Origin of the sequence: Paenibacillus mucilaginosus 3016 (assembly GCF_000250655.1) — a bacterium.
Taxonomy (GTDB): Bacteria; Bacillota; Bacilli; order Paenibacillales; family NBRC-103111; genus Paenibacillus_G; species Paenibacillus_G mucilaginosus.
Genome location: NC_016935.1, coordinates 4,845,086 through 4,867,530, shown reverse-complemented (window position 1 = coordinate 4,867,530; position 22,445 = coordinate 4,845,086). Strand labels below are relative to the sequence as shown.

The window sequence follows — 22,445 nt, the reverse complement described above, 5'->3', positions numbered from 1 at the left end:
CCAAGGTGGCCAAAAAACGCTATGTGATCTGCGGCGTCAGTGCGAGGGCAAACGGGATGTTCATTCGTGCGATGCTCGACACGTACCAGGCGCACTGCGAGATCGTGGGGCTGCTCGATGCGGACCCGGCTCGCTTTACGAACTGCTTCAACAAGTTTCCGGCACTCGCCGGACTGCCGGTCTATCCGCCGGAACGCTTCGACGACATGATCCGCGAGACGAAGCCGGATGTGCTCATCGTCGCCGGGGCCGATCACACCCATGCCGATTACATCGTCAAGGGACTGGAGTTGAACCTGGATGTCATTTCGGAGAAGCCGATGGTGACAACGGGGGAGGACTGCCGCCGGGTGCTGGAGGCCCAAAGGGAGAGCCGGGGGACTCTTCATGTCGCCTTCAACTACCGGTATGCTCCGATACATACGCGAATCAAGGAGCTGATTCTCGAAGGGCGGGTCGGCCGGGTGACCTCGGTCGATCTCAACTGGTATCTCGACACGTATCACGGGGCAAGCTATTTCAAACGGTGGAACCGGAAGCGCAGCCGCTCGGGCGGACTTTCCATCCATAAGAGCACCCATCATTTTGACCTGGTGAACTGGTGGATCGGACAGCAGCCCGTGGAAGCGTTCTCATATGGGGCGCTCCATTATTATGGTTCCCAGGGGGAACTCAATCCATCGCCGAAGGACGGGCGGCACTGCGGGACCTGTCAAGAGAAGACGCAGTGCACCTACTTTATGCGGTGGTCCTCGCGGAGCAAGGAGACGCAGCCGCCGGACGATCATCTTGGGAACGTGGAGGTCAAGCCGAGCAGCTACACCGGCTACCGGGCCGACGCCTGTATTTTCGACAGCGACATCGATATCGAGGATACGTATTCGGCCGTGGTCAAGTACGACAAGGGGGCGCTGCTCAGCTATTCGGTCAACTTCTCCCTGCCATATGAAGGTTACCGGCTCGCGATCAACGGGACCAGGGGAAGGATCGAAACCCAGGAAACCGTCTCCGGGCGTGCGGCGTTCACCGTTCCTCCGCAGACGATCGACTATTATCCGCTGTTCGGCGGGAAGGAAACGATTCATGTTGTCCCCCGTCCCGGGGGGCATGGAGGCGGTGATCCGCTGCTGCTCGAGGATCTGTTCCTCGGCCCGGACCCGCTGCGTTCCTATGATATTCTGGCCGGTGCGGAGGCCGGGGCCGCATCCGTATTGACCGGCGAAGCGGTCTGGACCTCCGTGAAGAGCGGCAGGCCCGTCCGGTTGAACGAACTGCTCGGCACCGCTGCGGAGCCTGCGCAAACCAAGGGGGGATGAGACTTGTACGACAAGCTGGAGAAGGGGCAGATCGCCCATTTTGACGTCAAAAGCCAGCTGCCGAGGTGGATCTACGAATCCGCCATGCAGGCGGCAAGGAAAGGGGAACAGGCTCGGGAGGCCATCACCGACCCCGCCGGTGTGGAGCGCCGGCAGCAGGAGATCCGGGATGGAATCGAGCGCTGCCTGGGCGGCATGCCCGTTTCGGATACGCCCCTGAATCCGGTGGTGACAGGTACCACGACAGGTAAGGGGTTCCGGGTCGAGAAGGTGATCTTCGAACCACGCCCGCAGGTGTATGCAACGGCGAATTTGTATCTGCCGGACGATGCATCCGGGGAGGCGCCCCGCGGAGCCGTACTGGTGCTCTGCGGGCACCGCGAGCAGGCGAAGCACTGCGACGAATACCAGAGCGTATGCCACTATCTCGTACAGACTGGGCTTATCGTTCTCTCGCTCGATCCGATCGGGCAGGGCGAACGCTTCGGCTTCTATGATCCGCAGGCCGGAGAGGCTCCGATGACGAGCGTGACGGAGCATGAGAATGTCGGCCGGCAGTGCCTGCCGCTCGGGGACAGCTTCGCGCGCTACATGCTGCATGACGCCGTCCGGGCGGTCGATTATCTGGCGGGCCGTCCGGAAGTCGACCCGGCGCGGATCGGCGTGACCGGCCACTCGGGCGGAGGCACCCAGACCGCTCTCCTCATGATGTACGACCGGCGGATCGCCGCTGCAGCGCCTGGCGGGTTCATCATGAACCGGCCGCACTTCCTTCTGACGGGCAAAGCGCAGGATGCGGAGCAGAAGTGGCCCGGCTTCTCCGCGCACGGGCTGGATCACGAGGACATCGTGCTGGCTATGGCCCCCCGCCCGGTGCTCGTGCTCGCCACCACGTATGACTCGGTGCCGATTGAAGGCCCGCGCCATACGGTGGCCGTCAACCGCCGGTTCTATGAGATGTACGGAGCGTCCGCGAAGCTGGGCCTCTTCGAGGACGTGAACGTACACAAGTTCACGGTCCCGCTGGCCCGAGCGGCTGCCCGCTTCTTCGCCGAGCACCTGCTCGGCCGCACGGCGGAGCCTCCTGAGACCGTGGAGCTTCTGCCGGCCGAAGCGCTGCTCTGCACGCGCAGCGGGCAGGTGATCGGCGAGCTGTCAGGCGCGAGGAACGTGCATGCGGAGAATGCAGAGCGGCTGGCCGGTCTGGAAGCGCAGCGGCTGGCTCTTCCCGCCCCGGTGCGCAAGCAGCAGGCGCTTGCCTGGCTGGGGGAGCGCGTTCATGCCGGGCGCAAGCCCTGCGATCTCAACCCGCGCATATCGGGAGCGGGTGAGATCGGGTCCATGTGGGCGCTGCGCACGGTCTGGTGGAGCCAGCCCGGCCTGCTCGGGCATGCGCTGCAGTTCTTCGAAGCGGCTTCAGCGGAGCGCAGGCTGCCGGTCACGATCGCGGTGTGGGACGGCGGCACAGCCCGCCTCGAGGAGCACGCGAAGTGGATCGAAGAGACGAGCGCTTCCGGACGGATCGCCATGGTGCTGAATCCGACCGGCATCGGCGCGCTGTTGCCGCACCTGAATCATCCGGAGGAGAAGCCCTTCAAGCGCTTCGGGCTCATGGACAAGTTCACCGACGAGCTGATGTGGCTCGGCGACAGCATGGCCGCACTTCGGGTCTATGACGTGCTCCGCGCCGTCGAGCTTGCCGCAGGCTTATCCAACGTTGACATGACGGACATCCGTCTCTATGGAAGCGGCCGGTACGGGATCTACGCCCTGCTGGCGGCGCTGCTGGACCCGCGGATCCGGAGCGTACAGACCGTGAACCGGATGGACAGCCTCGCAGGCTGGATCCGGGAGCCGTTCTATGACGAGACGGACTCGCTCAGCTTCATCCTGCCGGGCATGCTCCGGCACTTCGACCTGCCGGATGCCGAGGCGTGGCTTCGGGAGGAAGGCAGGCTGGGGGAAGCGGCGGCAGAAGTGACAGGGCAGCGGGGTGCAGGCCATCCCGCCGCAGGATAAGGAGGAGAGTAGGATGGAAAGGGTTATTGCGGCCATCTATACCGGACAGGGCTTGGCGGAACGCCTGCAGCCGCTGTTCAAGGAAGAGCTGGGGGACTGCCGGATCGTCAGCATCCTCGACGACAGCCTGATCGGGGAAGTAATCCGTTCGGGCGGCGTTACGCCCGGAGTCACGCGCAGGCTTGTCCAGTACTACCGGCATGCCGAAGATCTGGGCGCCGATCTGATTTTCAATACGTGCTCCTCGGTTGGGGAGACGGCGGACTGGGCGCGGCCGATGTTCCGGACGCCGATCGTGAAGATCGATGACGCCATGGCCCGCGAAGCCGCCGGACAGTATAACCGCATCGGGGTGGTGGCCACGCTGCCCACGACGCTGGCGCCGACCCGGCAGCTCCTGCTCCGCGAGGCGGAGCGGCAGCAGCGGACGGATGTACAGGTGGTGGATGCGCTGGCGCAGGGCGCTTACCAGGCGCTGACGTCCGGCCGGCCGGAGGAGCACGACCGCCTCATTCTCGAAGCCGCCCTGTCGGCGGCCGGCACGGTGGATGTGCTCGTGCTGGCCCAAGGGTCGATGGCGAGGATGGAAGACCGGCTTCGGGCGGAGACCGGCCTGCCGGTGCTGTCGAGCCCGAGGTTCGGGGTCCGCGCGCTGAAGGAAGAGCTGGCGAAGCTCCGTGCAGCCGGGCGCCAGGAGACCACGGAAAAGATAGGATAGAGTGCGGCAGGAACCGGTGAAGCTTCATTCTCACCGGTTCCTGCCGGTTCTACCGCTTTAGGCCGGGAGAGGGGTGATGCAGCAGGCAGCAGGGCACCGCAGCCATCGGGGCCTCCGAACAGGGAGCCAGGGGCATGCGCGGTGCCGAAGGAATGATTCCATTTTGGAGGTGTTCATGAGTTGCGTCCATCGATTCAACGATTCCTGGGATCCATGCTGGTCCTCAGCCTGCTGGCAGGCAGCCTGGCGCTGCCGGTCGCAAGCACACAAGCGGCGGAACCTGCGGCAGCATCCGTGCTCGTGGAGGATAACTTCACGGGTGTCCCTGCCGGAACGGGCGCCGCGTCGCTCGGCTACCAATACACCGCTCCCGCTTCGGGTACGGGGCAGGCCGAGACGGCCGCTGATCCGGGCGGAACAGGCAGCGTTATGCGTCTGGCGGTCAAGGGCGGGACGGGAGGCAGCTTCGCGGAGCTGTCCAAGACGTTCGAGAGCCAGAAGGGCACCGTTACGTTCGAGACGTCCTTTTTATCCGCCTCAGGTACGCAGCCTTATCTTAACCTGATCGGCCGGGATGCGTCCGGCACAGCCGAACTGTTCGCCGCCCGCCTCTCCTCCAGCAGGGGCAAGATCGCCTTCTTCTCCACAAAGAACGGGCCGGCCGACAGCTCGGTCGCCTTCACCCCCGGCACCTGGTACAACCTCAAGGTGGAAGCGAACGTGCAGACCCAGAAGGTGTCCGTCTGGGTCGACGGCACGCTGATCTTCTCCCGCATCGGCATCGCGGACAGCGTGCGGAGCATCCACAAGCTTCAGCTGACGACCTCGCCGAGCGACGGAGAGCTGTACATCCGCAAGGTAACCGTGAAGGCTGCTCCGGTAACCGATACGCCGCCTGCGCCGACGGGCCTGTACTATGTGCCGCGCAACCAGGAAATCGCGATTTTCTGGGATGCCGGCGTCACGCACGCTTCCCAGCATAACATCAAGATCAAGGAGAAGCCGGAAGATCCCTGGACCGTGACCGTCTACAACAAAACGAATTTTCTGCCCACCGAACGGACATCGATCAAGAAAGTGAACGGCACCGATATTGTCAATGGACGCACCTACATCGTCGGCGTCAGCAGCGTGCTGAAGGACCTCGACGGAAAGATGTACGAGGGACCGACGACGGTCATTGAGGCAGCACCGAATGATATCATCAGCCTGCCTTCCCCGGCAGGAAGCGTGATCGGCGGCTGCAGGTATTCGACTCCTACTACGGAGCGAAGTGGGCGGTGAAGACCGGCCTGCATCCCGGCGATGCCCCTTTTGCGGAGCGGGACTATAAAGTGACCGCCATCCCTTCACAGTACGAGCATCTGGACTGGATCCAGCCGAGCGGCAATTCGCAGAAGGTGGCGGACAAGGCGCAGCTTGCCGTCTTCACCGCACGCGACGCGGCCCGGGTGTATGTGGCGATGGATGCGAGAGCCACGCTGCCGGCCTGGCTGTCGCCTGAAGCGGGGTGGAGCGAGATTGGGGACACCATCCGTCTGGAGGATTCGACCTACCCGTACACGATGAAGCTCTACCGGAAAGAAACCGCCGTGAACGCGCCGGTCACACTTGGACTCAACACCGTGGATGAGGTGAACGCGGGACGCAATATCGGATACTTCGTCCTCGCGGAGCGCAAGCCTGTCGGACTACATACAGCTCCGGTCGCACCATGGTCGAACCAGCGTACCGTGACCGTTACCGGTTCGGTTTATGAAAGCGGTATCACTTTGTCGGTCTACAATCACAAGTCGCCGGTGGCCGCCATGGTACTTGACGGGACGGCTTTCGAGTTGGACGTACCGCTGAACCTTGGCCCGAATGAACTGGAGCTGCGTGCGCAGCGGCCGGGCTCCCTGCTGTACGATTCCGTGACAGCCGCCGTCTATTATGACCCGGTCGCACCCGAGCTGCAGCTGGCTGAGCTGCCTTCGTCGGTCAAGACACCGGTGGTCGAGCTGAAAGGAAGCGTGAATGAAACCGCTTCCTTGACGGTGACCCGGGCCGGTGTGCCCATCGCCGGAACGGTTACGGCAGCGGCTTACGAGCCATTCACGCTCGACCTCCCGCTCGACGAAGGGGAGAACCGCCTCATCGTGACGGCTGAAGACCCGGTGGGGAACAAGACGGTCCGGGAGCTGAAGGTCCATTATACCTTCTGGGCCGGTACACCGCGGTTCATTAACCTTGACGGCCGGGAACTGAAGACCCTCTCTCCGGGAATGCAGGCTGCGGCCGAGCGCAGCATCACCAATACGACGTCGAAGACTAAGCAGATCATGCTGGTCGTCATTCTCCTGGATTCCAGGCAGCGGATGGCTGACTATACGGCGGCGGCCGCCGAGTTTGCTCCAGGCGAGACGAAGGTCCTGCGCGCAGGCTTCGTCCTGCCGTCCAGAACCGCCGGTTATACGATGAAAGCTTACATTTGGGACGGACTGGACGGCATGAAGCCGCTGTCCGAGGAGGCGGTGCTGCGATGAGCAAACGGCATGCATATCAAAGAAGCGGATCGATGAAAAGCGTTATGCTGCTCGGACTATCCGTTCTGCTGGGCTTGAGCGGGCTGCCTTACGGGTCCGGTGTCCGCACCGCTTCGGCAGCTGAAGCGGAGGTCGCTGCGGTCTTGCCGCTCGACCGGCCGGCCGGGCTGATGGCGGTGGAAGGCAGCGGATCCGTGACCCTGTCGTGGACCGGAGTGCCCGGGGCCGCAGTCTATCACGTCAAGCGGTCTCTGGTGAACGGCGGTCCTTACGAAACCGTTGCCGGGGGGCTGACGTCCTTCTCCTACACGGACAGCACGGTGGATAACGGGACGGTCTATTACTACGTCGTCACCGCTTCGGAGGCGGACGGCACGGGGGAGAGCATGATCTCCCGGCAGGTGAAGGCCCGGCCTTTCGCCGCCGCGGCAGGTGCTCCAGCCAAGCCTGCCGGGCTGTCGGCCGAGGCTGCCGACGGCAGTGTCACCCTGACCTGGGATCCGGTACCTGGAGCAGCCGGCTACACCGTCCAGCGCGCTGCCGCAGGCAGCGGGTCGTATGAGACGGTGGTCGAAGGACTGACCGCCGCGGTACACAAGGACACGGCGGTCGTGAACGGTACCGCCTACGACTACCGGGTCCTTGCGGTCAATACGAGCGGTGACAGCGCGCCGAGTGACGAACTGACGGCCGTACCGGCACGTGTCATCACCGTTGCCCAGGACGGTTCCGGTGATTATGCAACCGTCCAGGAGGCGGTCTACGCCATTCCGGCGGGGAACACGGCCCGTACGGTCGTGTACATCGAGCCCGGCGTCTACCGGGAGCGCGTGACGGTCGCTTCGCCGCTCGTCAGCCTCGTCGGCGCAGGACGTGATCTGACGAAGATCGTTTACAACCTTTCGAACGCGACTTCGCCGGGTTCCGCTTTGAACGGCGCCACGCTCTCGGTGACCGGGAACGGCTTCAGCGCGTCGAACCTGACCGTTGAGAACGACGCTCCCGTGTCCGAAGGCCAGGCCCTGGCGGTGCTGGTGAATGCGGACCAGTCCGTCTTCGAGAACGTGAAGCTGGCGGGCTACCAGGATACGCTGTATACGGGGATTCCCGCGGCAAGCCCGAGAATCGGCCGGCATTACTTCCGCAACAGCGTCATTCTGGGAAGGACGGATTTCATCTACGGCCCGGCCACGGCCGCCGTGTTCGACCACGTCGACGCGGTCAGCATCAACGCGGGGGATTCGGGCGGCTACGTCACGGCCGCCGCTACGAAGCGGGCGGAAGAACCGGGCCTCGTGTTCCTCGACTCCCGCCTGCTGAAGGACAGTACCGCCGCCGGGCTGCACTATCTCGGCCGCCCATGGCAGGATTATCCCAATGTGCGCTATATCAACACCTGGATGGACGAGCATATCCACCCGGAGGGCTGGACGACAATGCAGGTTCCGCCGTCCTACTTCGGAGAGTACCGCAGCCAGGGGGCCGGCGCGAACCCATCCACCCGGCTGATGTCCCACCAGATGTCGGCGGAAGAGGCGAACGGGTTCACCATCCCCCGGATGTTCGGCGGCTGGGATCCGTCGCGCCGGACCGTTCTGCCGAAGGCCATGCCGCAGGTGACGGCGGTCACCGCACCCGCCCAGCCGGACGGACAGAACGACACGTTCACGAAGCCGGTGGTCGTCTCGCTTCCCGTCTCCCATAACGAATCGGGAGCGTTCGGGGTACAGTACCGCGTGAACGGAGGGGAATGGACCTCCTATGCGGCTGAATTTGAAGTAGGGACGAAGGGCGAGAACACGGTGGACTACCGGCTGCTTGACGAGAGCGGCACCGCCGGAACGCTGCGGACGCTGAGTCTGCGGGTCGATCCCGACGCCCCGCTGCGGGTTCCCGCGTTCCCCGGCGCAGAAGGCGGCGCGATGTATGCGACCGGCGGCAGGGGACAGTCGGTCTATGAAGTGACGACGCTGGCGGATTACAATCCGGCCGCCAAGGAGCCGGAAGCGCCGATTCCCGGTTCCTTGCGGGATGCGGTCAGCCAAGGCAACCGAACGATTGTTTTCCGGGTATCCGGCACGATCCAGCTCAAGAGTGAACTGAAAATCTCCAACAACAATCTGACGATAGCCGGCCAAACGGCGCCGGGCGGCGGCATCGCGATCAGCGGTTATCCGGTGACGATCGGGGGAGACAATCTCATCGTCCGGTACCTCCGCTTCCGGGCGGGCGTGAACCAGCTCGGCGATACGGCCAATGTGGGCGGCGACAACATCATCATCGACCACTGCTCCTTCAGCTGGAGCTCGGACGAGACGCTGTCGCTCAAGGAGCACCGCAACATCACCGTGCAGTGGAGCCTGGTGAGCAACTCGCTGAACCAGTCGATCCACAGCAAGGGCTCCCACGGCTACGGCGGTATCTGGGGAGGCACGAATGTCACGTATCATCACAATCTTATTGTGAACCATTCGAGCCGCAATCCCCGGTTTGACCGACAGGTCGATCCCGACAACTTTCCGACCAAGATCGATTACCGCAACAATGTGATCTACAACTGGGGAGGCAATTCCGCTTACGGCGGAGAACAAGCAACAGGCATCAACATGATCAACAACTATTACAAACCGGGACCAAGCACCTTTGACAACGTAAAAACGCGAATTGTCAATCCCAGCAGCCAGATGGCCGGCGCCTGGTTTATCGAGGGCAACATCATCGAAGGGTATCCGGAGCACTCCGCCGACAACTGGAAGCAGTCCGTCGTACCGGACTTCGGCATGGACGCCCTGACGCGGCTGACGAAGCCGGCGGTTGTTCCGGACGCGGCCGACCCGATCGGCGGTCCTGTGGCGACAGACAGCGCCGAGACCGCATACCGGAAGGTGCTCGAGCAGGTGGGCGCCGTGCTGCCCATGCGGGACTCCCTGGATGCCCGCATTGTGACCGATATCAGGAAGGGCACCGGCAAGATTGTCAATACGATCGCCAGCGACGGGGGACTCCCGGTACTGGCGGAGGCCGCTGCTCCGGCGGACAGCGATCATGACGGCATGCCGGACGCCTGGGAGACGGCGCACGGACTGAATGAGGGCGATGCTTCCGATGCGAACGGGGACCACACCGGAGACGGCTTCACGAACCTCGAGAAGTACATGAATGAACTTGCGGCGGCATCCCGTCCTCTGAATCCCGAGGTGGAGATCACCAATCTGGCGATGCATGCCCAGTTCTTGACAGGCGAAGACATCGTGATCGAAGCCGGGGCCTCCGATGCGGACGGTTCGGTCGCCAAGGTCGAGTTCTACGACGGTGACCGGCTCCTCGGCGAGGATGCCGAAGCTCCGTATTCCTTCACGTGGAAGCAGGCGGCCGAGGGACAGCATTATGTATATGCCAAAGCTGTGGATGCCGGCGGCACCATGACCTTATCCTCCGCGGCCATCATCCATGTGAACGGACCCGCGAATGCGGCGCCATGGATCTCTCAGGATATCGGTTCAACCGCGATTCCGGGTTCGGCAAGCGTGAGCGACGCGGGGATCAAGGTTAAAGGGTCCGGGGAGATCGGGGCGGGCGGCCGGGATTCGCTGCACTTCGCCTACCAGCCGGTGCAGGGGAATTTTGAGTTTACGGCCCAAACCGCCTTTGCTTCGGAGATCGACAATCAGCTCAAGGTGGGCCTCATGGTACGCGAGAGCCTCGATCCGGCTTCGCCTGCGGTCATGCTGGCGCTGAGTATGGATCCTACCTACCACGGCAGCCATGCCCTCTTCCTGCAGCGCGGGGCGCAGGGCGGAGGTTATGAGAAGCAGATCGTGGACGGGGAACAGATCAGCGCGCCTTACTGGTTCAGGCTGGTGAGGGAGGGCGGCACTGTGACCGGTTACGTCTCCCAGGACGGGCTGAACTGGGGCCGCATCGGATCGGCGGCGGTACCGTGGGCCGGAGAAGTCTACGCGGGCCTGGCGGTCGATGCGGCCAAATCGACAAGCAGCTCCGACTATCTGGCGGCCGCCTTGTTCACGGACGTGAGCTTCCACCGGGCACCGGCCTTCACGCTGGAGAATCCGTCTGCGGAAACCGTGACGGTTCCGAAGTATGCCGTACATGGAACGATGACGGACGCCGGGCGGTTGACCGTGCAGAATAACGGGGCATCCGTATCGGAGCCGGCCGAGCTGCAGGCGGGGGAAGCCTTCTCAGTTCAGGTTCCCCTGACGGAAGGCGAGAATGTGATTACGGTCTCCGCTTCCACAGTGGAAGGAGATGGCGGAATGGTCAACACCCGGACGATCACCGTAACGTACAACAAGCTCCCTACGGTCATTGCACTTGAGGCACCGCTTCCTGACGTTGTTCTCTCACCAGCCTATGTGCTGAGGGCGAGAGTCAACAAGGATGCGGCGGTCACGCTGCTCCTGAACGGCACGGCGGTGGCGGAAGGGAAGCAGGTCACACAGGATACTCCGTTCGACGTACCGCTTACCCTGCGGGAAGGGGTCAATGAGATCACGGTGTCGGCCGTCGACCTCTACGGCATCGGCACCACGGATACGTACACCCTCACGTATCAAAAAGATTGGGGCAAAGGCTTATTTTCCGTAAGCCAAATGACGGTTACGGATTTGAACGGACGCCCGCTTCGGGATTGGAAGCAACCGCAGGACGCTTATGTGGAAGCGAGCTTCCATAACAACTCCGCCGTGGAGCAAAGCGGTGTCATGGTCATTGGTCTCTATGATAAAAAGGACCGGCTCGTCCGTTATGTCCTGATGGAGCAGACGGTACCCGGAGAAGCGACCAGAACCTTCCGGGCAGTGATGAGTCTGCCGAAGCGCCAGGACGGGGATCACTTGAAGGCTTTCGTATGGAAGGACTTGAGCGGCAAGCAGCCCGTCTCGAATATCCGCACGGCGCGGGAGGAGGAACGCAAGTGAAACGAAGCATTCGTACACTGCTGGCAGCGCTGATGCTGTGGTCGGCGACGATACTCCCCGCGATGGCGGAGCCGTCCGCACAGGCGGAGGTTATCGCTGTCTACGACCGGAGCAGCGGCATGGTTGAGATCTCGGGCAGAGCCGGCGCCGCGGAAGGGGCGAGGGTCGCCGTCCAGGTCCGCGGCCCGCAGAACCGGCTGGACTACATGGACCAGGGACTCACGGGACCCGGGGGCACGTTCCGGTTCCGGTATATGCCTGCTGAACACGAACCGGGTACGTATCGTGTCGTGATAGGGGGCGAAGCCGGTGCGGAGCCGGCTTCCGCCTCCTTCTCCCTGGCGGCCGGAAGCGCTGCTGCGGAGGAGCTTCGGGCGGCACTGTCGCCTGAGCAGCCTGACGGCAGCGGAGGCTGGTATGTCACACCGGTTACGGTCACGCTCCAAGCCGCCGGGGTGGATGCAGGTGCTCCCCCGGAGTACCGGGTCAATCAGGGACAGTGGCAGTCCTACGGCGCTCCCTTTACCCTGGGTACGGACGGGGAGCACCGGATCGAATTCCGCCATACTGGTGGTGAAGCGGAGAATGCTCGGCTATACTCGGCTTCCGTCAAGCTGGACACAACGGCACCGGTCACGACAGCGCAGATTGCCCCTTCGGCGGGCCCGGCTGCTGAGGGGCGTTCCCCTTCTCAGACCATCCGGCTGCAGGCCGAGGATAACCTGTCGGTAACCCGCTCCGTCTACCGGATCGACGGGGGCCCTTGGAACGCTTATTCCCATCCGGTTACGGCAGCTGTGTATGGAAGCGGGCGGTTCGAGTACCGGAGCTTCGATGAAGCCGGCAACACCGAAGAGGTGAGGAGTCTCGTGCAGGGAACCGGTCAGCCGGCAGCACAGGCACCGGCAGCCGATTCGCCGGTGCTCCGCCTCCGCGTGGTGACGGACCCTGCCATACTGCGGCCTGCGGACGGCCGGATGATCCCGGTCACGGCTTCGGTGTATGGGGAGCACGAATCCGGTCTTCATTCCTACTCCCTGGAATCGATCACCGCGGACGTTCCCCTTCCCGAGGAGGATATCGAAGGGGCTTCCATCGGCGCCTTCGACCCAAGCTTCCTTCTGCGGGCTGTGCCGGGCCGCCGCTACCTGATTACCTACACGGCGCTGGACGCGGCAGGCCGCCAAGTGAGAAGCTCGGTTGATCTGGCGGTTCCGTCCATGCCGGATGCGGCAAGGGAGCCCGGCAGTGCCCCGGCAGCTCCCATGGCGGAGCGGGTTGAAGGCGGCTGAATCCATTAGCAAGCCACAGCCGGCTGCAATAACCATCGCATCTCCGCTGCAAAGTGGGAAGCTCTGCCGCGGCAGCCCAGCGGATGCAGGGGCAGCCGCATAAGATCCTGCCGAAATCTGCACTATGGCAGGGCCGCGCTTCTTTCCCGGGATGCGCTGCCGGATCATCGGCAGCGCATCCTTCTTTTTTGTCCGCCGAGTCATGATCCCAGGCCGATCGCCCTATAGATAGGGAACAGAAGCCCTTTTCTCTGCATGACGCTTACAGCTTACAGTTAGGCTATGCACAGGAACAGGAGGAAAGGAACCGCATGAAACGCAGAAAAACCTATGTGATTGTCGGGGCAGGTGGGAGATCGCGATTCTTCTGCTCGGCGATCGCTACCGATTACAGGGACACCTCGGAGCTGCTCGCGCTGTGCGATGTCAATCAGACCCGGATGGACTATGCCAACCGGCAGCTCACGGAGAAATACGGCTGCCCGGCGGCGGCCACCTACAAGGCGGAGGACTTCGACCGCATGCTCCTCGAACAGAAGCCGGATACGGTGATCGTCACCTCCGTGGACCGCACCCATCATACCTACATTATCCGGGCGCTGGAGAAGGGCTGCGAAGTCATCACCGAGAAGCCGATGACCGTGGATGAAGACAAATGCGCCGAGATCCTGGAGGCCGTACACCGGACAGGAGGCAAAGTGCGGGTCGCATTCAACTACCGGTATGCACCCCACCATACGAAGGTACGGGAGCTGATCGGACAGGGAGCCATCGGCGAGGTGTTCTCCGTTCACTTCGAATGGCTGCTGAACACGAAGCACGGAGCCGACTATTTCCGCCGCTGGCACCGGGACAAGCGGAACAGCGGCGGACTGCTCGTGCACAAGTCGACCCACCACTTCGACCTTGTCAGCTACTGGATCGGTTCGGCCCCCGACTCCGTGTTTGCTTACGGGGACCTGCTCTTCTATGGGCGGGAGAATGCGGAGCGGCGGGGCGTGACCCGCTTCTACGACCGCGCAACAGGGCATCCGGCGGCCGAGGACGATCCGTTCGCCCTGCATCTGGACCGCAATGGGCGCCTCAAAGCGATGTATCTGGAAGCCGAGCACGAGGACGGCTATAAGCGGGATCTCAGCGTCTTCAGCGACGGAATCTCCATTGAGGATACGATGGGGGTGCTGGTCCGTTACCGTAACCGGGCCATCCTGACCTATGCCCTGCACGCATACAGCCCGTGGGAAGGATACCGCATAGCGATCAACGGGAGCAGGGGGCGGCTGGAGATGGAGATCATCGAGCAGTCCTATGTGAATTCAGGCGGGGACAAAGCGCTCGAAGGCGCGCTCAAGAACAAATCGCTGCGGATCTGGCCCATGTTCGGCGCACCGTACGAAGTGGAAGTGGAACAGGGGCAGGGCGGTCATGGAGGAGGCGATCCGGCACTGCTCCGGGATCTGTTCGGCGAGCCGGCCGATGATCCTTACCACAGGGCTGCGAATCACGAAGACGGAGCCCGGTCCATTCTCGTCGGCATCGCGGCCAATCACGCGATCCGAACAGGCCGGCCCGTACTTGTGGACGATCTGATCAAGCTGCCGCAGACAAGGGAAAGCCGATAAACCGATCGGCGGTTCACGATCAACTACTGGAATGAGGGATGACGATGAGGAGGAAGCTGCAGGGGGGTGTCTGGCCCACCATGCTGACACCGTTTACAAAAGAGGACAAAGTGGATTATGAAGCACTCGGCCGCCTCGTGGAGTGGTATATCGACAGAGGCGTCCACGGGCTGTTCGCGGTCTGCCAATCCAGCGAAATGTTCCGGCTGACGCTCGGGGAGCGGGCGGGCATTGCTGAGTTTGTCGTTAAAAAGGCGGCCGGCCGCGTACCGGTAGTGGCCTCGGGCCACATTGCCGATTCGCCGGAAGACCAGGCCGCCGAGCTGACCGTAATGGCCGGCACCGGCATCGACGCGCTGGTGCTCATCACGAACCGTCTGGCCGGCCCGGGAGATCCGGACGAGGTGATGGCGGAGCAGCTGCAGCGGCTCATCGAACGGCTGCCGCAGGACCTGCCTCTCGGGATGTACGAATGCCCTTATCCGTACAAGCGGCTGATCTCGCCCGAGCTGCTGAAGTGGTGTGCGGACTCGGGGCGCTTCCAATTTCTCAAAGATACATGCTGCGATCTGGAGACGCTGCGTCTTAGGATGGACGCCGTGCGGGGCAGCGGCCTGCAGATCTATAACGCCAACTCCGCGACGCTGCTCGAATCGCTTCCGCTCGGCATTGCCGGCTACAGCGGGGTGATGGCGAATTTCCATCCGGAGCTGTACGTCTGGCTGCTGAACCGCTTCAGGGAGGAGCCCGAGGAAACCGGCGGGCTGATGGACTTTTTGTCGGTGGCCGCATGGGTTGAGAAACAGCTGTATCCCGTCAGCGCCAAGTATTATCTGAAGCTCGAAGGCGTCCTGGATCACTGGTCGGCCCGCACGGCGGACGCCCGGGACCTGACTGCCACACACCGGCTGGAGCTGGAGCAGCTGCGCCGGCTGACCGAAACCTATCGGAGGAGGATCACCCAATGACCAAAGTACATACAGCCAACCGCCTGCAGGGAAGCATGCCGAAAATCGCGATCCGGCCGGTCATCGACGGCCGGCGGGGAGGCATCCGCGAATCGCTGGAGGAGGTGACGATGGAGCTGGCCCGCGCCGTGTCCGGTCTGCTCTCCGCCCGGCTCCGGCACGCGAACGGGCTTCCTGTGGAGTGCGTCATCGCCGACACCTGCATCGGGGGCGTCGCGGAAGCCGCCGCGGCAGAGGAGAAATTTGCCCGCGAAGGAGCGGGAGTCTCCATCACGGTGACGCCTTCATGGTGTTATCCGACCGAAACGATGGATACGGACCCGTTCCGGCCGAAGGCGGTCTGGGGCTTCAACGGGACGGAGCGCCCCGGAGCCGTGTATCTCGCCGCCGTTCTGGCCGCGCATAACCAGGCCGGGCTGCCGGCCTTCGGCATCTACGGCCGCGACGTGCAGGACATGGGCGACACGTCGATCCCGGACGACGTGCAGGAGAAGCTGCTGCGCTTCGCCAAGGCGGGGCTTGCCGCGGCCACCATGCGCGGCAAGTCGTATCTGTCCATGGGCTCGGTGTCGATGGGGATCGCCGGCTGCATTGCCGATGAGCCCTTTTTCCGGCGGTATCTCGGCATGCGCAACGAATACGTCGATATGAGTGAGTTCATCCGGCGGATGGAGCGGGAGATCTACGACCCGGAGGAGTTCGTGAGAGCCCTGGAGTGGACTCGTACGCACTGCCGGGAAGGGGAGGATGTGAACCCTCCCGCCCTGCGGCGCAGCCGCAGCCAGAAGGACGCCGATTGGGAGACCGTCGTGAAGATGGCGCTCATCGCCCGCGACCTGATGGTCGGCAACCCGGCGCTTGACCGGCTCGGCTACGGCGAGGAGGCGCTTGGCCGCAATGCGATTGCCGCCGGCTTCCAGGGCCAGCGGGCATGGACGGATCATTATCCGAACGGGGACTTCATGGAGGCGGTGCTGACGAGCTCCTTCGACTGGAACGGCATCCGGGAGCCGTATATGCTGGCCACGGAGAACGACACCCTGAACGGCGTCACGATGCTCTTCGGCCATCTGCTGACGGATGCCGCCCAGATCTTCGCCGATGTAAGGACGTATTGGAGCCCGGATGCCGTGAAGCGCGTGACAGGTTATGAACTTCAGGGCAGCACCGCGCACGGCCTCATCCACCTCATCAATTCGGGCCCGGCGGCGCTGGACGGAACGGGCAGGATGCGGAAGGACGGACTCCCGGTTATGAAGCCGTTCTGGGAGATTACGGAGGAGGAGGTGCAGGCCTGCCTGGAGGCCGTGCAGTGGTGCCCCGCCGTCGACTTCTTCCGGGGCGGCGGCTTCTCCACGGATTATACGACGTCAGCCGGCATGCCGGTAACCATGGCGCGCATCAACCTGGTGCACGGCCTTGGTCCCGTACTGCAGCTGGCCGAGGGCGTCACGGTCGAGCTGCCGGATGAGGTGCACCGGAAGCTCGACGAGCGGAGCAACCCGACCTGGCCGACGACCTGGTTCGCCCCGAACCTGACGGGCACAGGTGCCTTCCGCGATGTGTATACGGTCATGAACCACTGGGGCTCGAACCACGCGGCGGTCAGCTGCGGGCATATCGGAGCGGATCTCATCACGCTGGCCTCCATCCTCCGGATTCCGGTGGCGATGCACAACGTTCCGTCCGAGCGGCTGCTGCGGCCCAGCGCCTGGGGAGCCTTCGGCACGGAGGACACAACGGGCGCCGACTTCCGGGCCTGCGCGAATTTCGGCCCGTTGTACGGGTAAGAGCGGCTCCATCGCGAAGATAGGGAATCACACGATCCAATAGGGAAGAAGCTGTCGGACCATCCCGGCGGCTTCTTTTTTCTTCTCGATATGAAGAGCCATTCACACTCCCGTCCGGAGTTAATCTTTTGTTAATAAGTTATTTAGAAAAAGGCAATAGGCCTCCTATATAATGAGTGGTAAGGAAACGTTTCCCCATTATGTCATGAAGGAGTTCCGACCATGAAACTTAGCAAAAAATCACTTACCGTTCTCTCATTCACCCTCGGAGCGAGCGTCTTCGTCTCCACCGCCTTCGCCGATGCGCTGCTCGGCTCGGGGTACGACCGGCTCAAGGATTCCGTCAAGCTGACCGCCTCCCAGATGGAGCAGGGGCTGGGCAGTTACACGATGGAAGCGATGGTATCATTGGAAGACAACGGAAAGCCCTTGCTGCAAGCTTCCAACACCACCAAAGTGAATACATCGACGCAGGCGGAAGAGCGTACGAGCGTCAACCAGCAGTCGAACGGTGAGACGACATCGAGCTACACGTACACCGATCCCAAGATGACGGTACACAAAAGCAGCAGCGAAGAAAAGTATTTCGTCACAGAATTCCAGCAGGAGCAGAAGGACCGTAACGTCTTCACAAGCCCGTTCAAAGAGAAGGGCGCCCCGGAGATCGAGAAGATCGTGGACGCCGTGGTCGGCAATCTTAAAGACTACGTGCAGGCGGAAGAGAAAGCGGACGGCGGCAGGATCTACTCCGGAAGCCTGTCCGAGGCTCAGGTGCCGGCGGTCGTCAATGCGGTCTCGTCTTTCGGGATCAAGCGGATGATTGAGAGCGAAAGGCGCTCACAGGAGGACTCGAATCTCCCTGAGATCGAGAGCGACATCTACGTCAAAAAGATTGTGGGCACCGCAGAGGAAACGAAGACCGGTCTGCTCCAAAGCCTGACGGGCGACATCACGCTCACCGGCAAGGACAAGAACGGGACGCAGCACGATCTGACGATGAACATCGTGTTCAAGCTCTCGGATGTCGGCACAACCAAGATTACCCTGCCTGACCTGACCGGAGCGAATGTGGAGAAGGTCACCGATCACGGCAATGGATTCAGCGCGAAGTACGTCGGTACGTACAAGAATAACGTGATCCTCGAGAAAGACGGCAAGCTCGTCAAGATCGGCGAGAGAACGCTGGAGATTCTGAGCGTCGACAAGGACAAGGTGACCGGCCGGTATACTGAGACCGTGAAGCCTGGATTCGAGGCTGAGTTCGGCGAGAAGTATAACTTTACGTTCGAATATGACCCGAACCAGTCGAAGCCGTTCTCGACCTTCACTTACACGAATGCCAAAGGCGAGCAGGAGCAGGGACAGCTGCACACGGGCAGCGCCGGTACTCTGTATCTTGAGCTGGATATCGAGATCATCGACGAGCACTCCATCCGCTCCAACGCGGCGCGCCCTTACTTCGACGGGCAATTCCACCGCGTATTCGAGGAATAAGCAGAAAAGCAAGAAGGGAGGGAGGCCGTGCTTCACAGCGGCTTCCTGACCTGCTAAGGAGAGAAAAACCGAGATGACCAAAGCCATCGAAATTACCGGCTTGACCAAGGTGTACAGCAACGGACGGGGGATCAGCGATCTGAATCTCGAGATCGATACGGGCGACATCTTCGGCTTCCTCGGCCCGAACGGCGCAGGCAAAACGACCGCGATGAAGATGATGGCGGGACTGGTCAAACCGGACCGCGGCGATGTGCGGATCTTCGGCGCCAGCGTCTTCGAGGACTACGTCCAAGCCATGAAGCCGGTGGGCTGCATGATCGAGACCGCCGAGTCGTATCCCTATATGACGGCGAACGACAACCTGAAGCTGTTCGCCCGGTTCTATCCGGACATCGACCAGCGTAGAATCGACGAATGCCTGGAGATTACCGGCATGCTGAAGTACAAGAACGAGAAATCCAGGAAGTTCTCCCTCGGGATGAAGCAGCGCCTCGGCATCGCGGCGGCGATCCTGTCGAGGCCGAAGCTGCTCGTTCTGGACGAGCCCCTGAACGGGCTGGACGTCGAGGGGATGCTCGAGATGAGGAAGCTCATCAAGCGGCTCTCCCAGGATGAAGGGACGACCTTCTTCATCTCGAGTCATCTGATCCATGACGTGGAGCTCACCTGTAACCGGATCGGCGTGGTATACGGCGGGAAGCTCGTCAACGTGGACTATACCAGCAGCATCCTCTCGAATTACGCATCGCTGGAGAATTATTTTGTTAGTGAGGTGGACCGCAGTGGCCGGATTTAAAGCCGCATTCATCAATGAAGCCTTCAAGCTGCTCAAGAAGAAAAAAATCATCGCGGCCGCGATCCTGTCCATTCTTGCCGTTGTCATCGGACAAATTGCCGTGACTTCCATCAAGCACGGGCTGGGTCTTCGGGTGGCGGGGAGCACCGAATTTCCGTTCGTGGTGCTGACGCTGTTTACATACACGATCCTGCCGCTGTTCGCCACGTTCGTGGCCATCGATATGTTCAGCGGCGAATTCTCATCCAACACGATGAAAATCACGCTCACCCGTCCGGTGTCCCGGTTCGGGGTGTTCAGTGCGAAGGTCCTGAACGTAGCGCTGTTCATTGCGGCGAATCTCGCCTTCGTCATGGTGCTGTCCCTGCTGGCCGGCTTCCTGTTCAACATGTCGTCCGTCTCCCTGACCGGCATCGTCAGGGTCATCCTGTCTTACATGGCGACGTTCTTCCCGGTGTTCGTGTTCTCGCTGCTGGTCGTTCTGCTCTCCAACGTGCTGCGCGGAGGGCTTGCGGTATTCTTTCTCTCCGTCATCGCCTTCGCCGCGCTGAACTTCCTGGGCATCCTGTTCTCGGGCTATTCGAGCTTCTTCATTACTTCCATGTTCGACTGGTATACACTCTGGATCTCCGAGACGGTGAATGTGTTCAAGATCCTCCGCCAGCTCTTTATCATGACCGGCTGTGGTATAATGTTGTTCACCGCAGGCTTCTACCTGTTCGACAACAAGGATATCTAGCGGTTCGCACAGAGAACGGGATGTACAGAGAGAAAGGGATTGTCCGATGCAGTTAACCAAACGCTTCTTCCTGATGAATACGCTGGCCGTCCTGCTCTCCATTGCGCTGACGGCTCTGGCGGCTGTCATTTTTGTGGCCGTGTATACGGAGCTGTTCGGCCGGGAAGCCCAGATCCGGCAGTGGGAGAGGGCCTTCGAGGTACGGACGGGCTTAAGCGAGATTCAGCGGGAAGCGATGACCCGGGATTTCGGAGGGGTGGCAGACCCCTCGTATCAGCAGGAGCTGTCCCAGCGGGTGAAGGCGCTCGGTGCCCATGCCATCCTCCTGAAGAACAGGGAGGTGCTGTTCGCCACCCGAACGTTCAGCCGGCCCGATGTAGAGAAAAGTCTGCTGCTGACCGCCGTGAGCCCCCATGAAGACACCGTAGAGTTGGACGGTACGACTTACCTGATTGCCCGCGCTTCTTACGAGCTCCCTTCAGGAGAAGACGGGGTGCTGCTGCTCCTCGCTCCGCTAAAGCTGAATACCTCCTTTTATCTTCTGCTCGGCAGCTTTGTTGTCGGCTTTTTCGTGCTGACGTTCCTCCTGCTGAACGCCTGGGTGTCCTACCGCTTCTCGCGCGGGATCATCCTGCCGGTCACGAGGCTGAGGAACGCCGCTGTCCACATCAGCCGCGGGGACCTCGACTTCGGGATCGCCGAAGAGGGGGACGACGAGGTGCGGGAGCTGTGCCGGACGCTCGAGCTCATGCGGATCAAGCTGAAGGAATCGGTCTATCTGCAGCAGAAATATGATGAGAACCGCAATTTCCTGGTATCGAGCATCTCCCACGATCTGAAGACGCCGGTTACCTCGATCAAAGGGTATATCGAAGGGATCATCGACGGGGTGGCAAGAACCCCCGAGAAGAGGGCGGAGTACCTCGAGACCGCCCGTTCCAAGGCCGTGCTGGTAAACACGATGATCGACGATCTGCTGCTGTATTCGAAGCTCGATTTGCAGCAGCTGCCGTACCATTTTGAACGGACGGATCTCTACCGTTACTTCGAGGACTGCGCCGCTGAATACCGCCATGAGTTCGACCTCGCCGGGATCACGCTTGAATTCGTAAGCGAGCTGAGCGCGCCGGCAGCGGTGTATATCGACCGCGAACGATTGAAGCGGGTGATCCAGAATATTCTCGACAACGCGGCCAAATACGTGAACCAGGCGGACGGAAGAGTGGAGCTCCGGCTGAGGGAGACCCGCACTTCGGCCATCATAGAGATCCGAGACAACGGGCCGGGCATCCCGGAGGGGGATCTTCCCCATATTTTCGACCGGTTCTACCGGGTGGACGCTTCCCGCAAGAATGCCGACGGAAGCGGGCTCGGGCTCGCGATCGCCAAGCAGATCGTGGAAGGGCACGGGGGGACGATCTGGGCCCGCAGTGCTCCGGGGGAAGGCACCCGGATCATGATCTCGCTGAAGAAGAGTGGAATGGGAGAGACGACTTGAATGAAAAAGATACTGATTATCGAGGATGATCAAAGCATTGCCAATCTGCAGCGGGATTACCTGGAGCTCAGCGGCTATGCGGTAAGGATTGTAGAGAGCGGAGCGGAGGGTTTGAAGGCACTGAAGGAAGAAGAATTCTCCCTCGTGATTCTGGATATCATGCTGCCGGGGATGGACGGCTTCGAGGTGCTCCGGACGATCCGGGAGCAGGAGGAGCTGCCGGTGCTGCTCGTCTCCGCACGCTCGGAGGAAATCTACAAAATCAACGGCCTCGGTCTCGGCGCCGACGATTACATCACGAAGCCGTTCAGCTCCGGGGAGCTGGTCGCCCGGGTGAACGCGCATCTGAACAAGTACGAGCGGATGAAGGAGCGGTTCGGCGGTGCACAGGCGAACACTGGAACCACGCTTCGGGTCCGGGGTCTCGAGATCCATAAGGATTCCCGGCGGGTGTTCGTGAACGGCAGTGAAGTAGCGATGGCCCAGAAAGAATTCGAGCTGCTCCTGTTCCTGTTCCAGCACGCCAACCGGGTGTTCGGCAAGGAGGAGCTCTTCGAGCGGATCTGGGGGATGGATGCGATGGGGGATGCTTCCACCGTCACCGTCCATATTGCGAGAATCCGCGAGAAGATCGAGGACACGCCCTCGAAGCCCCAGTACATCGGCACGGTATGGGGAGCCGGGTACCGGTTTATCGTGTGACCGGCCGTGAAGAAGGTGAGGTT

At 61.8% G+C, this 22,445-nt stretch carries 15 protein-coding genes; all 15 read left to right on the top strand.

All coding sequences use genetic code 11. The annotated features are described in order from the left end of the window. The first annotated feature begins 5 nt into the window (after window positions 1–5). The 15 genes from PM3016_RS20300 (at window position 6) to PM3016_RS20235 (ending at window position 22,422) form a co-directional block, all read left to right on the top strand. The gene (locus tag PM3016_RS20300) at window positions 6–1,316 is read left to right on the top strand and encodes a Gfo/Idh/MocA family protein (protein ID WP_014370744.1); all 1,311 of its coding nucleotides are present in this window, start codon (window positions 6–8) and stop codon (window positions 1,314–1,316) included. Between the two features lie 3 nt (window positions 1,317–1,319). Next, window positions 1,320–3,335, top strand: a complete 2,016-nt coding sequence (locus tag PM3016_RS20295; protein ID WP_014370743.1) for an alpha/beta hydrolase family protein — start codon at window positions 1,320–1,322, stop codon at window positions 3,333–3,335. A 13-nt stretch (window positions 3,336–3,348) separates the two neighbouring features. Continuing rightward, window positions 3,349–4,053 carry an aspartate/glutamate racemase family protein gene (locus PM3016_RS20290; RefSeq protein WP_014370742.1) on the top strand — a complete coding sequence of 235 codons (705 nt, stop codon included), beginning with the start codon at window positions 3,349–3,351 and terminating at the stop codon, window positions 4,051–4,053. Between the two features lie 180 nt (window positions 4,054–4,233). Beyond that, a complete protein-coding gene (locus tag PM3016_RS39990) occupies window positions 4,234–5,337 on the top strand; it encodes a hypothetical protein (protein ID WP_238540266.1) in 1,104 nt (367 codons plus the stop codon). Further along, the gene (locus tag PM3016_RS39985; RefSeq protein WP_238540265.1) at window positions 5,334–6,578 is read left to right on the top strand and encodes an Ig-like domain-containing protein; all 1,245 of its coding nucleotides are present in this window, start codon (window positions 5,334–5,336) and stop codon (window positions 6,576–6,578) included. The genes PM3016_RS39990 and PM3016_RS39985 overlap by 4 nt, the downstream gene beginning before the upstream one ends. After that, the gene (locus PM3016_RS20280; protein WP_014370741.1) at window positions 6,575–11,518 is read left to right on the top strand and encodes a pectinesterase family protein; all 4,944 of its coding nucleotides are present in this window, start codon (window positions 6,575–6,577) and stop codon (window positions 11,516–11,518) included. The genes PM3016_RS39985 and PM3016_RS20280 overlap by 4 nt, the downstream gene beginning before the upstream one ends. Beyond that, entirely contained in the window at window positions 11,515–12,810 is a 1,296-nt protein-coding gene (locus PM3016_RS20275) for an OmpL47-type beta-barrel domain-containing protein (protein WP_014370740.1), read from the top strand. Before PM3016_RS20280 ends, PM3016_RS20275 begins: the two co-directional genes overlap by 4 nt. A gap of 311 nt (window positions 12,811–13,121) precedes the next feature. Further along, window positions 13,122–14,432: a Gfo/Idh/MocA family oxidoreductase gene (locus PM3016_RS20270; RefSeq protein ID WP_014370739.1), complete on the top strand. Its 1,311-nt coding sequence runs from the start codon at window positions 13,122–13,124 to the stop codon at window positions 14,430–14,432. A gap of 44 nt (window positions 14,433–14,476) precedes the next feature. Next, a complete protein-coding gene (locus PM3016_RS20265) occupies window positions 14,477–15,400 on the top strand; it encodes a dihydrodipicolinate synthase family protein (RefSeq protein ID WP_014370738.1) in 924 nt (307 codons plus the stop codon). Then, window positions 15,397–17,190: an L-fucose isomerase gene (locus tag PM3016_RS20260; protein WP_014370737.1), complete on the top strand. Its 1,794-nt coding sequence runs from the start codon at window positions 15,397–15,399 to the stop codon at window positions 17,188–17,190. The genes PM3016_RS20265 and PM3016_RS20260 overlap by 4 nt, the downstream gene beginning before the upstream one ends. A 222-nt stretch (window positions 17,191–17,412) precedes the next feature. After that, window positions 17,413–18,684 carry a hypothetical protein gene (locus tag PM3016_RS20255; RefSeq protein ID WP_014370736.1) on the top strand — a complete coding sequence of 424 codons (1,272 nt, stop codon included), beginning with the start codon at window positions 17,413–17,415 and terminating at the stop codon, window positions 18,682–18,684. 73 nt (window positions 18,685–18,757) lie between these two features. Then, entirely contained in the window at window positions 18,758–19,483 is a 726-nt protein-coding gene (locus PM3016_RS20250) for an ABC transporter ATP-binding protein (RefSeq protein WP_014370735.1), read from the top strand. Next, on the top strand, window positions 19,470–20,222 hold the full coding sequence (locus tag PM3016_RS20245; protein WP_013918383.1) for an ABC transporter permease: 753 nt from the start codon (window positions 19,470–19,472) through the stop codon (window positions 20,220–20,222). Before PM3016_RS20250 ends, PM3016_RS20245 begins: the two co-directional genes overlap by 14 nt. A gap of 46 nt (window positions 20,223–20,268) precedes the next feature. Next, the gene (locus tag PM3016_RS20240; protein ID WP_013918382.1) at window positions 20,269–21,720 is read left to right on the top strand and encodes a sensor histidine kinase; all 1,452 of its coding nucleotides are present in this window, start codon (window positions 20,269–20,271) and stop codon (window positions 21,718–21,720) included. Next, a complete protein-coding gene (locus PM3016_RS20235) occupies window positions 21,721–22,422 on the top strand; it encodes a response regulator transcription factor (RefSeq protein ID WP_013918381.1) in 702 nt (233 codons plus the stop codon). The last annotated feature ends 23 nt before the right edge of the window (window positions 22,423–22,445 follow it).

Bases quoted from the DNA above. Each gene is read 5' to 3' on its own strand.
- PM3016_RS20265 (WP_014370738.1), top strand. From the start codon at position 14,477: ATGAGGAGGAAGCTGCAGGGGGGTGTCTGGCCCACCATGCTGACACCG.
- PM3016_RS20280 (WP_014370741.1), top strand. From the start codon at position 6,575: ATGAGCAAACGGCATGCATATCAAAGAAGCGGATCGATGAAAAGCGTT.
- PM3016_RS20250 (WP_014370735.1), top strand. From the start codon at position 18,758: ATGACCAAAGCCATCGAAATTACCGGCTTGACCAAGGTGTACAGCAAC.
- PM3016_RS20255 (WP_014370736.1), top strand. From the start codon at position 17,413: ATGAAACTTAGCAAAAAATCACTTACCGTTCTCTCATTCACCCTCGGA.
- PM3016_RS20270 (WP_014370739.1), top strand. From the start codon at position 13,122: ATGAAACGCAGAAAAACCTATGTGATTGTCGGGGCAGGTGGGAGATCG.
- PM3016_RS20235 (WP_013918381.1), top strand. From the start codon at position 21,721: ATGAAAAAGATACTGATTATCGAGGATGATCAAAGCATTGCCAATCTG.
- PM3016_RS20260 (WP_014370737.1), top strand. From the start codon at position 15,397: ATGACCAAAGTACATACAGCCAACCGCCTGCAGGGAAGCATGCCGAAA.
- PM3016_RS20240 (WP_013918382.1), top strand. From the start codon at position 20,269: ATGCAGTTAACCAAACGCTTCTTCCTGATGAATACGCTGGCCGTCCTG.
- PM3016_RS20290 (WP_014370742.1), top strand. From the start codon at position 3,349: ATGGAAAGGGTTATTGCGGCCATCTATACCGGACAGGGCTTGGCGGAA.